Genomic DNA, 12708 nt, shown 5'->3' on the forward strand with positions numbered 1-12708 from the left:
GGCGCGGCAGAGTCGGACGAAGGGCTCAGCGGGGCCGGTTGTTCCAGTTGTAGAACGTCGGGATGTTCTCGAAGTGGTTCCAGGCGCAGACCGCGCTGGTGCCGTCGGCGTTCTTCGCGGGCACCTCGGCCCGAAGCCGTCGCGCCTCCGCCGCCTCCTGGAGCAGGGTGGTCAGTCCCGCCCGGGCGTCCCGGACCCGCAGGGCCACCGGGTCGCCGGCCTCCGCCCCGGCTTGTTCAGGCTGGCGTCGGCTGGTGGTGTCGGGCATGGTCCAACACTCCCTCTAGTAGACGGATCTTGCTGTTGCGGCAGTGGTCGGTCTCCGTACCGTCGAAGCGCCCGTGTTCGAAGTAACGGTTGGCGGCATGGCCACCCCCACAGAAGCCGAAGTACGGGCAGCGCGTACGGCAGGACTCCACCCCGGTCAGGAACTCGGCCACCCACGGCGTGCCGGTGGCGGCGGCGAGAATGTCCGGTAGCGCCGTCTCCAGGACGTTTCCGCTGCTGAAGTCGCCGTAGTCCGGGTCGGAGAAGCCGGCCAGCTCGGGTGAGAGCAACACCACGGAGCCGTCGTACCCGATGGTCGGGATGGGGTCGAGCTGGCGGGGCAGTACCTGGTCCTCGGTGCCGTCGAGCACCGCCGCCGCGTACCGCAGCGACCACTCGACCTCCCGCAGGTGGATCCGGGGGTCGCGACGCCAGGCCGTGACCAGCTCCGCCCAGAAGCCGCTGACCTGCTCGGCCCGGTGGGTGTTGCGCCGGGTGTTCACCCCCTCCGTCTCCTCGATGTTGATGCCCAGGACGTCACAGCCGAGGTCGAGGAAGTAGTCGTACAGCTCGGTGGCGAGGCCGGCCTCCGGCCGGCTCACCACGCAGAGCGCGGAGAAGGCGATGCCGTTGCGGCGCAGCGCCTCGACCCCGGCCATGATCCGGTCGTACGACGGCCGTCCGCCCCGGGTCACCCGCTCGGCGTTGCGGTCCCGGGGGCCGTCGACGCTGACGCTGACCCGGATCCGGTGCTCGGCGAGGAACTCGCACCAGGCGTCGTCGATCAGCGTCGCGTTGGTCTGCACGTGGTGCTCCACCGCAGGATGGAAGGGCGCCAGCAGCGCGCCGAGGTGGGTCCGGCCGGCGGCGAGCGGCTCACCGCCGTGCCACACCACCGAGAACCGGCCCTCCTCGGCCCACCGGTTGACCGGTACGGCGACTGCCTCCGCCACCGCGACCGACATCCGCCGGTCCGCCGACCGGAGTGGGAGATAGCAGTACGCGCAGTCAAGATTGCACAGCGTCGTCGGCTGCATGACCACGTAGCTGGGGACCGAGGCGACCCCCCGCATGCCGGAAAACTCCTGTCGTCGGACAGCCATGCCCCCTCCTCCCCGTGCCCGAGGTGCCCTCAGGCTAGGGGGCGCTGGCCACTCCGGTGAAGTCCTGACCGGGTATGCCAAGGATCACGCGGATTCGAGGCAACCTTCTGGCTTGTGGGATTTGGCGCGTTTCGCGTAAACGCCCACAGTTGCGCCGACCACCCGGAACGACCCGTCGGGGTCGGCCGGGTGGCGATCGCGCCGCTGGTCAGCCCCGGGTGTGCTGACCGATCATGTGCACCTCGCCGGTGCCCTCGATGATCTCCCCGGCCTGCCATGCCTCGACGCCCCGCCCGGTGAGCGTGGCCAGCGCGCGGTCGGCGTCCTCCGCCGAGACGATCGCGAACATGCCCACGCCCATGTTGAACGTGGCCTCCATGTCCGGGTCCTCGATCCGGCCCTTCGACTGCACCAGGTCGAAGATCGGCTGCGGCCGCCAGGTGGCCCGGTTGACCACCGCGTCGACATGGTCGGGAAGTACCCGCACCAGGTTGCCGGGGATGCCGCCACCGGTGATGTGCGCCAGCGCCCGTACCTCGGCCTCGGCGATCAGCTTCAGGCAGTCCTGGGCGTAGATCTTGGTCGGGGTCAGCAGCTCCTCGCCGAGGGTGCGCTGCCGGCCGAAGTCCTCGATCACGGTGTCCAGCCGCATCCGACCGGCGCCGAGCAGCACGTGCCGGACCAGCGAGTAGCCGTTCGAGTGCAGCCCGGACGAGCCCATCGCGATGACCACGTCACCGACCTCGACCCGCTCCGGCCGGAGGATCTCGCTCTCCTCGACCACACCGACGCCGGTGGCGGAGATGTCGTACTCGTCGGGCCGGAGCACGCCCGGGTGCTCGGCGGTCTCGCCACCGAGCAGCGCGCAGCCGGCGTACCGGCAGCCGTCCGCGATACCGGCGCCGATCTCGGCGACCTTGTCCGGGACGACCTCGCCGGTGGCGATGTAGTCGAGCAGGAAGAGCGGCTCGGCGCCGCAGGCGACCAGGTCGTCGACGACCATCGCGACCAGGTCGATGCCGACCGTGTCGTGGATGTCCATCTGCTGCGCGATGACCAGCTTGGTGCCGACGCCGTCGGTCGAGGAGGCCAGGATCGGGTTGCGGTACTTCTGGGTGTCCAGCCGGAACAGCCCGGCGAAGCCGCCGATGTCGCCCATCACCTCGGGGCGCCGGGTGCTCTTGACCTTCGGACGCAGCAGCTCGACCGCGCGGTCGCCGGCTTCGATCGAGACGCCGGCATCCGCGTACGACGTGGTGCGTTTGCGGCCGGCGCGCCCCGTCCCCGCCGTCCAGGGCTGATGGGTGCCAGCCGGGCCGCTTCCCGCTCCACTGCGCTCGGTCACGTGCGTCACGGTTCTCCCCTTAGTGGTTCTCGCGGCTGGCCGCGTCGGTCGCGGTCGAGGATCGCTCGACTGTCGTACTGCCCGACCGGTGCTGTCCGGACGGGCCGGTCCTGATCGCCGGCCGGAACTCGTCAGTCGCGACCGACGTGGTACTCACGCGTGTGACGGCTGCTCTCCGCCACTGGAACTGTTCACGAACGGCTGACCGGTGGCACCGCGCGCGGCGGCACCGACCGGACGGTCGCCCGTCTCCTCCGGGGCGCCCCCCGCGACCCGGCGGTCAACTCCTTCGAGTACGTGCTTGCCGATCAGGTTCCGTGCCGGAAGCTCGATCGGGTACTCGCCGTCGAAACAGGCCCGGCAGAGTCGGGTCTTCGGCTGCTCGGTGGCGGCCACCAGACCGTCCAGGGAGACGTACCCGAGGGTGTCCGCCCCGATCGAGCGCCGGATGCCGTCGTTGTCCAGCCCGCTGGCGAGCAGTTCGGCCCGGGTGGCGAAGTCGATGCCGTAGAAGCACGGCCAGTTCACCGGCGGCGAGGAGATGCGGACGTGCACCTCCAGCGCGCCGGCCTCGCGCAGCATCCGGACGATCGCCCGCTGGGTGTTGCCGCGCACGATGGAGTCGTCGACCACCACCAGCCGCTTGCCCCGGACGTTCTCCCGCAGCGGGTTGAGTTTGAGCCGGATGCCGAGCTGACGCAGGGTCTGCGACGGCTGGATGAAGGTACGGCCGACGTACGGGTTCTTCATCAGGCCGGCGCCGTAGGTGATGCCGGACTCGGCGGCGTAGCCGATCGCGGCCGGGGTGCCGGACTCCGGGACCGGGATCACCAGATCGGCCTCGACCGGGTGCTCCCGGGCCAGCTGCCGACCGATGGCGACCCGGGCGGCGTGGATGTTGCGGCCGGCGATCGTGGTGTCCGGCCGGGCGATGTAGACGTACTCGAAGAGGCAGCCCTTCGGCTCCGGCGCGGCGAACCGGGCCGAGCGGAGGCCGTGCTCGTCGATGGCGATCAGCTCGCCGGGCTCGATCTCGCGGACCACGCTCGCGCCGACGATGTCCAGCGCCGACGTCTCGCTGGCCACCACCCAGCCGCGCTCCAGACGGCCCAGGACCAGCGGCCGTACGCCGTACGCGTCCCGGGCGGCGTAGAGGGTGGTCTCGTCCATGAAGACGAAGCTGAACGCGCCCCGCAGGGTGGGCAGCACCTCCAGCGCGGCCGCCTCGACAGACAGGTCCGGTCGGCTGGCCAGCAGGCTGGTCACCAGCGAGGTGTCGTTGGTCGAGCCGTCGTCCGAGTCCATGCCACGCTCGGTCGCCTGCCGGGACAGCTCGGCGGTGTTGACGAGGTTGCCGTTGTGGGCCAGCGCGATCGTGGTGCCCGCGCTGGTGGCCCGGATGGTCGGCTGGGCGTTCTCCCAGGTGGAGCCGCCGGTGGTGGAGTACCGGGCGTGCCCGATCGCCAGGTGGCCGCGCAGGCTCGCCAGGGTCGGCTCGTCGAAGACCTGGGCGACCAGCCCGAGATCCTTGTAGACCACCACACCCGAGCCGTCGCTGACCGCGATGCCGGCCGCTTCCTGGCCGCGGTGCTGGAGTGCGTAGAGACCGAAGTAGGTGAGTTTCGCCACCTCTTCCCCCGGCGCCCAGACACCGAAGACGCCACACGCGTCCTGGGGGCCGGGTCGTTGGGGGTCGAGGTCATGGCTCAACCGGCCGTCGCCTCGGGGCACCTGCCGCTCCCTTTGCTGAGTTCGCTCGGACTCGCCTGTCGCCCGGGTGATACGGAGTTCCGTCGAATCAACAGTGTACGCGACCCGCAGTTGATACAGAGAGCCACGTATTGGCTGCTGTTAGTAACGGTTAGTAATGAGTGAATAATGCTAGATCGGGAGGTAGGGGGAGATATCAGCGCGAATGCCACTGGTCCTCACCCGACCGTCCCTCACCGCGTCCACCCAGGGCAGCCGGCCGGTGGCCAGGAGCACCCAGGTGAGCGGAGACATCTCCACCACGTTCGGCGGCGTACCCCTGGTGTGTCGTGGGCCGGGACAGCACTGCACCGCGCCATAGGGTGGCACCCGTACCTCGACCGCCCTACCCGGCGCGCGTGCGGCGAGAGCGGACAACAGCGCACGAACGGCGTCACGGAGAGTGGCGCGATCCGGCGTACGTCCGGCGTCGAGGTCCGCCAGAGCCGCCGAAACGGCCGGGGACATACCGTGTTCAGAGGGCATATCGGGACGATACGACCCGTGTTTGTCGCATTTCTCGGCGCCCCTGGGTCGCGCTCATCCGGTCAGACAAGGCATAGTTGCCGACGGTGTAATCGTATGGGTTGATCCTCAGCCGGCGAGAAGTCGGCGGTTGAACCGGAAGGCGGTGGACGTGACAACACACCGACGAGCCTGGATTCCACGGGCCGGTGTGGTCGTGGCGCTGGCGGCCAGCGCTCTCTTCGCTAACCCCGCCACACCAGCCCTCGCAGACCCACCGGTGGTCACGATCACCGGGGTGAACGCCGCTCTGAAGCCGGGCCAGCAGACGACGCTGAGCTTCTCCATCCTCAACAAGAGCGGTGGACTCGTACCCGCAACCTCCGTCGACGTCAGCGTCAGCTCGACGTTCGGCGAACTGCGGTGCGTCGACAACTGCGAGTTCACCGACAGCATCCCGGTGAACGAGAGCAAGACCTTCAGCGTCAGGCTGCAGGCCGGCAACGTCCCAGCCGGACAGGAGCGCTCCGGACAGGTGCGGATCAGCGCCGAGATCGGACGCGAGAACGGCGGCGCCGCCCGGAACATCAAGGTGACGGGGCCGGAGATTCAGCAGACCCCGACGGTCGCCGAGGTCTCCGGAAAGGTCACCAACGAGGCCAGCGGTGCGGCTGTCCCGAACGCCAGGGTCACCCTCCGTGACTCGCAGGGGCACAGCTACTCGACCAACACGAACGGCAGCGGCGTCTTCCAGTTCCGCGGGTCGGAGAACAACCCGATCACCCCTGGTTCCATCGAGCTGCGGGTGACGAAGGACGGGGTGACCGGGACCCTGTCGGTGAGCGGCGCCAACGGCCAGCGGGTCACCGGCCGGGGCATCTCACTCGCCCTCGCCGCCACCGACCCGACCCCCTCGGCCACGCCGAGCGAGGAGGCCGAGGAGGACCCCGCCCTCGAGGAGGAACCCGGCGACGAGCCCACCGACGAGCCCGCCGACGGCACCGAGCAGAACAACGCCAGCAACGAGGATTCCGGCGGCGGCAGCTCGATGCTGCTGATCCTCGCCGGCGGCCTGCTGGTCGCGCTCGGTGTCGGCGCCATCGTGCTGCTGATGATGCGGCGCAAGGGCGACGGCGACGACGAGGACGACGACGAGGACGGTCCGCGTACCCCGGCGGGTGGCGGTCGCGGTTACCGGGGCGGCGACGAGCCGACCCGGGTCGCCAACCGGGCCGGTTCCGCCTCCGACGCCACCATGGTCACCCGGTCGTCCCTGGCTGACGCGCCGACCATGATGCACAACGCCCCGCTGGTCGACGAGTTCCCCGACCCGTACGGCGCACCGCTGCCGAACCCGCAGTCGGGTCCGCCCGGTGGCTACGGCGCCACCCCGGCCCAGCAGGGCTGGGGTGACGAGGGCGGCTACGGCGGCCGGCCCGGCGCGGGTGGCTACGGCAACGCCCCGGGCTCCGGTGCGGGCGGCTACGGTTCCGCCGCTCCGGCCTCCGGTGCCGGCTACGGCAACGCCCCCGCCTCGGGCGCCGGTTACGGCAACGCCCCCGCCTCCGGTGCGGGCGGCTACGGCGCCCCGGTCTCCGGTGCGGGCTACCGCACGGGTGCCGCCGGTGGCGGCTACGACGAGCAGTTCGACGAGCCGACCGGCCGGTACACCGGTCAGGGTGACGACTACGGGCAGCCCAGCGACCCGTACGACTCGAACGCCGGTTACGGGCCGTCCTCCGGTGCCGGGGGTTACGACGCGACCCAGCGCTACGGCCAGGACGACGGCTACGACGCCGCCGGGTACGGCGCTGAGCGTGGTGGTTACGAACAGCCGAGCACCGGTGCCGGTTACGACCGGGCCGACGACGGCTACGGCAACGGCTACCCGGACCGGGCCGGCGGTTACGACGCGACCCAGCGCTACGGCCAGGACGACGGCTACGAGCAGCCGAGCACGGGTGCCGGTTACGACCAGCGCGGTCACGGCGGTTACGACGACCAGGCCGGTTACGACGACCGGGCCGGCTACGACCAGCAGCAGGGCGGCTACTACGACGACGCCCCCCGGGCCGGCGGTGGTCACAGCCGCTCCGGCGCACCGCCGCAGGGTGGTCGTGGGGAGCGTCGGTCGCTGGACTGGCTGGACGACTGACACCACCACGTACGGCAGGTGAAAGGGCCGGGTCCGCGATGGCGGACCCGGCCCTTCGCGTTTCCGGCCGGAACGAGGGTGGGATCCCGTCCCGAGGTCGGATCAGGCGGCGGTGAACGCGCCGTTGCGGAGCACCGGTACGACGTCGGAGACGCCGACCTGGACGGCTATCTCGACGTCGTCGCCGAAGCCTCTGGCGGTCAGTTCCCGCCCGGACACGCAGCCCCGGACCGCGGCCGGCAGATCCGGCACGCTGGCGAGGGTGGCCAACGCCAGCGCCGCCTCCACGGAGAGTCCGCCGGGCACGGTGGCGAGCACGTCCAGCACGGCGGCGGCACCGAGCTGGTCCTCCACTCCGGGTCGGATCGTCTCGTCCGGCCACCGTTCGCCCGCGGCGACCACTCCGACCGGCGCCTCGACCGAGCCGTACCCCTGGCTGATGAGCCAGCGCCCGACGGCGGCGGCGTTGCGCAGGCAGGCCGCCACCACCGGCACCCCGGTCGCGCTCGCCGCCGCGCTTATCGCCGAGCCGTTCGGCGAGGGCAGCACGAGATCCGGTACGACAGGCGCGGTACGCAGCGCCGCCGGTGACAGCGACCAGGGGTGTTCCGGGGTGACCGCGCGTCGACCGACCGCCGCCACCCCACCGACCCGGGCGGCGTACGTGCCGGCCTGGGCGCCCCAGGGAAACGGGTGTACCCGCATCCCCCGGGCGACCGCCACCTCCACCGAGGTGGTGAAGGAGAGCACGTCGACGACGACCAGCGCGGCGCAGACCTTGCTCAGCTCGGCCGCGCCGGCCAGTCCCCAGTCGAAGCGGGCCCCGCTACCCGGCTGGGTGTAGACCGATTCGGGGAACCGCCCGCCCCCTCCCATCAGGAGGTCGGCGGGCCGCCCGCCGGGGTCGTACGCTCCCCGGCCGGAGCGGCCGGCTGTTCCGGGACCACCGTCGACCCGGCCGGGTCGACGGTGGGCTCCGCCGGGTCAGGTTGCTCCGCCGCCGGGTCAGGCTCGACAGTGGTCGTGGCCTGGACCCGTCCAGGGTCGGTCGACGTGGTCTCGGCCGGCTCGGGGTCGGCGACGGCCGTTTCCGTCGGCGCGGAAGGCTCGACCGTCCCGGTCGGCGCGGAAGGCTCGGAGGCCGTGTCCACTGCCCCGGCCACGCCAGCCCCGGCCGCCTCCGCGTCCGTCGCACCCGTCGCCGCGGCCTCCGGCGACGCCACGGTGGTCGCCGCGCCTCCGAAGAGGCTCGGCAGCGTCGCGGTGAAGGCGGCACGCAGCTCGTCCAGCCCGATCGTGAACTGGTCGCGTACCTCCAGCTCGCCACCGGCGGTGTCGGTCACCCCGATCAGGGTCCACGGCACACCCCGCTCGGCGCAGAGGGCGGTGAACGCCTTCTCGTGCCCGCGCGGCACCGCCACCATGGCCCGGCCGGCCGACTCGCTGAACAGGAAGACAAACGGCATCGAACCGGTGGTGAAGCCCTCCGGCAGCGCGATCCGGGCGCCGACGTTGTACCGCAGGCTCGACTCGACCAGCGCCTGGGCCAGCCCGCCGTCGGAGAGGTCGTGGGCCGACCGCAGGTGCCCGACCCGGGCCGCCTCGGCGACCAGGTCGGCGAGCGTACGCTCGGCCGCCAGGTCGACCTTCGGCGGCACGCCGCCGAGGTGCTCGTGGGTCACCCACGCCCACTCGGACCCGGAGAGTTCCAGCCGGGTCTCCCCGAGCAGGAAGATCAGGTCGTGGTCCGCTCCGGTCGTCCGGGCGAAGCCCATCGGCACCCGCTGGGTGACGTCGTCGAGCAGCCCGAGCACACCGACGACCGGCGTGGGGTGGATCGCCGCCGCACCCGTCTGGTTGTAGAAGCTGACGTTGCCGCCGGTGACCGGGATCCCCAGCTCGGCGCAGCCGTCGGCGAGTCCGCGTACGGCCTCGGCGAACTGCCACATCACCGCCGGGTCCTCCGGCGAGCCGAAGTTGAGGCAGTCGGTGACCGCGACCGGCCGGGCACCGGTCACCGCCACGTTCCGGTACGCCTCGGCGAGCGCCAGCTTGGCCCCGTTGTACGGGTCGAGCCGGGCGTACCGGCCGTTGCCGTCGACCGAGATCGCCACCCCGAGCCCGGTCTCCTCGTCGATCCGGATGACTCCGGAGTCCTCGGGCTGGGCGAGCACGGTGTTGCCGAGCACGTAGCGGTCGTACTGCTCGGTGATCCAGGTCTTGTCGCAGAGGTTCGGCGAGGCGATCATCCGCAGCACGGTCTCGCGCAGCGCCTCCGGTGTGGAGGGTCGGGCCAGCGTCTCGGCCCGGTCGGCCTGCAGCAGGATCAGGTCCGCCGGCTCGCGCATCGGGCGGGCGTACACCGGGCCGTCGTCCACAAGCGACCCCGGCGGTACGTCGACCACGGGGTGGCCGTGCCAGGTGATCAGCAGCCGACCCGGCTCGACACCGGACTCGGGGCCGGTGACCTCGCCGATCGCGCTCGCCGGCACGCCCCATTTCTCGGCGGTCTTCAGCACCGCGTCGAGCCGGTCCGGCGCGACGATCAGCAGCATCCGCTCCTGCGACTCGCTGGCCAGGATCTCGTGCGGCTCCATGGAGGCCTCACGGAGCGGCACCCGCTCCAGCCAGACCCGCATGCCGGTACCGGCAGCGGCGGCGGTCTCGGTCAGCGCGCAGGTGAGCCCGGCGCCGCCGAGGTCCTGGATGCCGACGACCAGTTGGGCGTCGTACAGCTCCAGGCAGGCCTCGATCAGGAGCTTCTCCATGAACGGGTCGCCGACCTGGACCGACGGGCGGCGCTGCTCGCTGGCGTCGTCGAAGGTGGCACTGGCGAGTACGGAGACTCCGCCGATGCCGTCCCGTCCGGTCTTCGCGCCGAGCAGGACGACGACGTTGCCCGGGCCGGCCGCGGCCTTGTTCTGCAGCCGGTCCACCGGCAGTACGCCGAGGGACAGCGCGTTGACCAGCGGGTTGCCCTGGTAGCAGGGGTCGAAGACGACCTCGCCGCCGATGTTCGGCAGACCCAGCGAGTTGCCGTAGGTGCCGATGCCGGCGACGACGCCGGGCAGCACCCGGGCGGTGTCGGGGTGGTCGGCGGCGCCGAACCGCAGCGGGTCCATCACCGCGATCGGCCGGGCGCCCATCGCCAGGATGTCCCGGACGATGCCGCCGACGCCGGTCGCCGCGCCCTGGTGCGGTTCGACGAAGCTCGGGTGGTTGTGCGACTCGACCTTGAAGGTCACCGCGAGCTTGTCGGAGACCTGGATCACGCCGGCGTTCTCGCCGATCCCGGCGAGCATCCGGTCGCTCGGCGGCGCCTTCTCGCTGAACTGTCGCAGGTGGACCTTGCTCGACTTGTAGGAGCAGTGCTCGCTCCACATGATCGAGTACATCGCCAGTTCGGACTGGGTCGGCCGGCGGCCCAGGATCTGACGGATCCGGTCGTACTCGTCGTCGCGCAACCCCAGCTCGGTGTACGGCTGAAGCTCGCCCGGGGTCGCCGTGGCCTGCGCGACGGTGTCCAGACCGGCCGGGTCGACCGGTGCCGAGGGGTAATCGGCGAGGGTGGGCTCGGGTTGGCCCATGACCTCACTCCGTTCGGTCATGCCGGCGCTCCGGCCAGGTGCTTGAGGATCGAGGTGAAGAAGCCGAGGCCGTCCAGGGACGGGCCGGTCAGCGCCTCGACGGCGTGCTCGGGGTGCGGCATCAGGCCGACCACGTTGCCGGCCTCGTTGGTGATGCCGGCGATGTCCCGCTGCGATCCGTTGGGGTTGCCGTGCACGTAGCGCGCCACGACCCGGCCGGTCGCCTCCAACTCGTCCAGGGTGCGCTCGTCGGCGACGTAGCAGCCCTCACCGTTCTTCACCGGGATGAGGATCTCCTGCCCCGGCTGGAAGGTGTTGGTCCAGGCGGTGCCGGCCGACTCGATGCGCAGCCACTGGTCGCGGTTGCGGAAGTGCAGGTGCTGGTTGCGGGTCAGCGCGCCGGGCAGCAGGTGTGCCTCGCAGAGGATCTGGAACCCGTTGCAGATGCCGAGCACCGGCAGGCCGGCCCGGGCACCGGCCGCGATCGTCTCCATCACCGGGGCGAACCGGGCGATGGCGCCGCAGCGCAGGTAGTCGCCGTAGGAGAAGCCGCCGGGCAGCACCACGCCGTCGACGCCGCGCAGGTCGGGATCGTCGTGCCAGAGCGACACCGCCTCGGCACCGGCGAGCCGTACCGCGCGGGCGGCGTCCCGGTCGTCCAGTGACCCGGGGAACGTCACCACACCGATCCGGGCGGTCATGGAGTGCTCTCCTCCGGGTCCGCCAGGCGGATCGAGTAGTCCTCGATCACCGGGTTGGCCAGTAGTTTGTCCGCGATCTCCCGAGCCCGGTCCAGGTCCGGCTGGCCGGAGAACTCGATTTCGATCCGCCGGCCGATGCGCACGGAGGACACGTCTGTGACTCCGAGCCTCGGCAGCGCATTCGCGACGGCCTGGCCCTGAGGATCGAGAATCTCCGGCTTGAGCATGACGTCGACGACGACGCGAGGCACTGGGCACTCCTGACTGTGTACGCAGTTGGGTGCCGGCCCACGATGGGGCGAGCGGAGCCAGCCTACCCGGCAGACCAGGCAGTTGGCGCACGGGCCGGCCGGTGGGCCCGCCGATGGCGACGGGCGGTCCGCTCCGGGCGCCCCGGTGGATCCCCGGCGCGCCTCCTGTCGATCCGGTCAGGGCCCGACGCGGGTCCCAGAACGACCGGAGAGGTTCACTCTTGTGAATAGGTGACGAACGGCTTAGCGTGTGGCGTCAAACGTCCGGTCTCAGCCACCGAACGTCGACCTGTCCAGATCCGTACGGCGGACATCCACCCGCCTACGGCGGCTCGAACCGACCCGGTGATCCCGGGTGACCCCCCGGAAGGAGCCCCTCCATGCGTCTTCGCCGAACCCTGGTGATGCTCGCCACCGCACTCGCCGGCGTGCTCGTCGCGCCGGCCGCGGCCCCGGCCGCCCCGCCGTCGGCGGGCGATCCGTCGCACATCATCGGCGGCGGTACCGTCTCCTCCGCTCCCTGGGCGGCGGCGGTGTTCAGCAACGGCTCGTTCACCTGCTCCGGCACGATCATCGCGGCACGCTGGGTGCTCACCGCCCGGCACTGCGTCAGCGGCACGATGTCGGTACGGGTGGGCAGCGTCAACCGGTCCTCGGGAGGTGTCACCAGCGGCGTGACGGCCTCCTACAGCCGGTACGACCTCGCCCTGCTCAACCTCTCCACCGCGATCAACACCTCGTACGTCTCGCTGTCCAGCGGCTACCCGCCGGTCGGCTCGACCAACTCGATCTACGGCTGGGGCATGACCTGCTACAGCGGCTGCTCCGCCGCCACCCAGCTGAAGACCGCCAACGTCCAGGTGACCAGCACCAACGTCACCGACGCGTACGGCGGGCGGGCGATCCGCAGCACCCGGATCAACGGCAACGCCTGGCGGGGTGACTCCGGTGGCCCGCAGTTCTACAACGGGGCCCAGGTCGGGGTCGCCTCCACGGCCGACGGCCAGAGCATCCAGAACTACGGCAGCGTCGCCTACAACCGGTCGTGGATCACCTCCGTGGCCGGCGTCTAGGCCCTCGAACCC

11 protein-coding genes are annotated in these 12708 nt (G+C 71.3%); 2 read left to right on the forward strand and 9 right to left on the reverse strand.

The features are described from left to right. Positions 1–25: 25 nt before the first annotated feature. The 5 genes from amcA to V1633_RS07100 form a co-directional block, all read right to left on the reverse strand. Entirely contained in the window at positions 26–268 is a 243-nt protein-coding gene (gene amcA / locus V1633_RS07080; protein WP_331213377.1) for a multiple cyclophane-containing RiPP AmcA, read from the reverse strand. Further along, positions 237–1340: a cyclophane-forming radical SAM peptide maturase AmcB gene (gene amcB / locus V1633_RS07085; protein WP_331213797.1), complete on the reverse strand. Its 1104-nt coding sequence runs from the start codon at positions 1338–1340 to the stop codon at positions 237–239. The genes amcA and amcB overlap by 32 nt, the downstream gene beginning before the upstream one ends. A 238-nt stretch (positions 1341–1578) precedes the next feature. Beyond that, a complete protein-coding gene (purM, locus tag V1633_RS07090; protein ID WP_331213378.1) occupies positions 1579–2724 on the reverse strand; it encodes a phosphoribosylformylglycinamidine cyclo-ligase in 1146 nt (381 codons plus the stop codon). A 144-nt stretch (positions 2725–2868) separates the two neighbouring features. Further along, positions 2869–4446, reverse strand: coding sequence for an amidophosphoribosyltransferase (purF, locus tag V1633_RS07095; protein ID WP_331213379.1), 1578 nt, complete (start codon positions 4444–4446; stop codon positions 2869–2871). A 150-nt stretch (positions 4447–4596) separates the two neighbouring features. Continuing rightward, positions 4597–4950 (reverse strand): sterol carrier family protein, encoded by a 354-nt coding sequence (locus tag V1633_RS07100; RefSeq protein ID WP_331213380.1) that lies wholly within the window; start codon positions 4948–4950, stop codon positions 4597–4599. 277 nt (positions 4951–5227) lie between these two features. Between V1633_RS07100 and V1633_RS07105 the strand changes: the two genes are divergently transcribed. Beyond that, positions 5228–7084: a carboxypeptidase regulatory-like domain-containing protein gene (locus tag V1633_RS07105; protein ID WP_331213381.1), complete on the forward strand. Its 1857-nt coding sequence runs from the start codon at positions 5228–5230 to the stop codon at positions 7082–7084. Positions 7085–7186: 102 nt separating this feature from the next. Here V1633_RS07105 and V1633_RS07110 read toward each other — a convergent pair whose 3' ends face one another. The 4 genes from V1633_RS07110 to purS are packed head-to-tail and all read right to left on the reverse strand — an operon-like array spanning position 7187 to position 11623. Continuing rightward, positions 7187–7960 carry a 2-phosphosulfolactate phosphatase gene (locus V1633_RS07110; protein WP_331213382.1) on the reverse strand — a complete coding sequence of 258 codons (774 nt, stop codon included), beginning with the start codon at positions 7958–7960 and terminating at the stop codon, positions 7187–7189. Then, the gene (purL, locus tag V1633_RS07115; RefSeq protein WP_331213798.1) at positions 7960–10671 is read right to left on the reverse strand and encodes a phosphoribosylformylglycinamidine synthase subunit PurL; all 2712 of its coding nucleotides are present in this window, start codon (positions 10669–10671) and stop codon (positions 7960–7962) included. The genes V1633_RS07110 and purL overlap by 1 nt, the downstream gene beginning before the upstream one ends. 17 nt (positions 10672–10688) lie before the next feature. Then, positions 10689–11372 carry a phosphoribosylformylglycinamidine synthase subunit PurQ gene (gene purQ / locus V1633_RS07120; RefSeq protein ID WP_331213383.1) on the reverse strand — a complete coding sequence of 228 codons (684 nt, stop codon included), beginning with the start codon at positions 11370–11372 and terminating at the stop codon, positions 10689–10691. After that, entirely contained in the window at positions 11369–11623 is a 255-nt protein-coding gene (purS, locus tag V1633_RS07125) for a phosphoribosylformylglycinamidine synthase subunit PurS (RefSeq protein WP_331213384.1), read from the reverse strand. Before purS ends, purQ begins: the two co-directional genes overlap by 4 nt. A 380-nt stretch (positions 11624–12003) precedes the next feature. On the opposite strand from purS, the gene V1633_RS07130 reads away from it, so the two are divergent. After that, positions 12004–12696 (forward strand): S1 family peptidase, encoded by a 693-nt coding sequence (locus V1633_RS07130; RefSeq protein ID WP_331213385.1) that lies wholly within the window; start codon positions 12004–12006, stop codon positions 12694–12696. Positions 12697–12708 lie beyond the last annotated feature (12 nt).

The organism is Plantactinospora sonchi (genome assembly GCF_036422035.1).
In the GTDB taxonomy this organism is placed as follows: Bacteria; Actinomycetota; Actinomycetes; order Mycobacteriales; family Micromonosporaceae; genus Plantactinospora; species Plantactinospora sonchi.

Coding starts and splice junctions, on each gene's coding strand:
- amcA (WP_331213377.1), bottom strand. CDS start 268: ATGCCCGACACCACCAGCCGACGCCAGCCTGAACAAGCCGGGGCGGAG.
- amcB (WP_331213797.1), bottom strand. CDS start 1,340: ATGCGGGGGGTCGCCTCGGTCCCCAGCTACGTGGTCATGCAGCCGACG.
- V1633_RS07100 (WP_331213380.1), bottom strand. CDS start 4,950: ATGCCCTCTGAACACGGTATGTCCCCGGCCGTTTCGGCGGCTCTGGCG.
- V1633_RS07110 (WP_331213382.1), bottom strand. CDS start 7,960: ATGGGAGGGGGCGGGCGGTTCCCCGAATCGGTCTACACCCAGCCGGGT.
- purL (WP_331213798.1), bottom strand. CDS start 10,671: ATGGGCCAACCCGAGCCCACCCTCGCCGATTACCCCTCGGCACCGGTC.
- purQ (WP_331213383.1), bottom strand. CDS start 11,372: ATGACCGCCCGGATCGGTGTGGTGACGTTCCCCGGGTCACTGGACGAC.
- V1633_RS07130 (WP_331213385.1), top strand. CDS start 12,004: ATGCGTCTTCGCCGAACCCTGGTGATGCTCGCCACCGCACTCGCCGGC.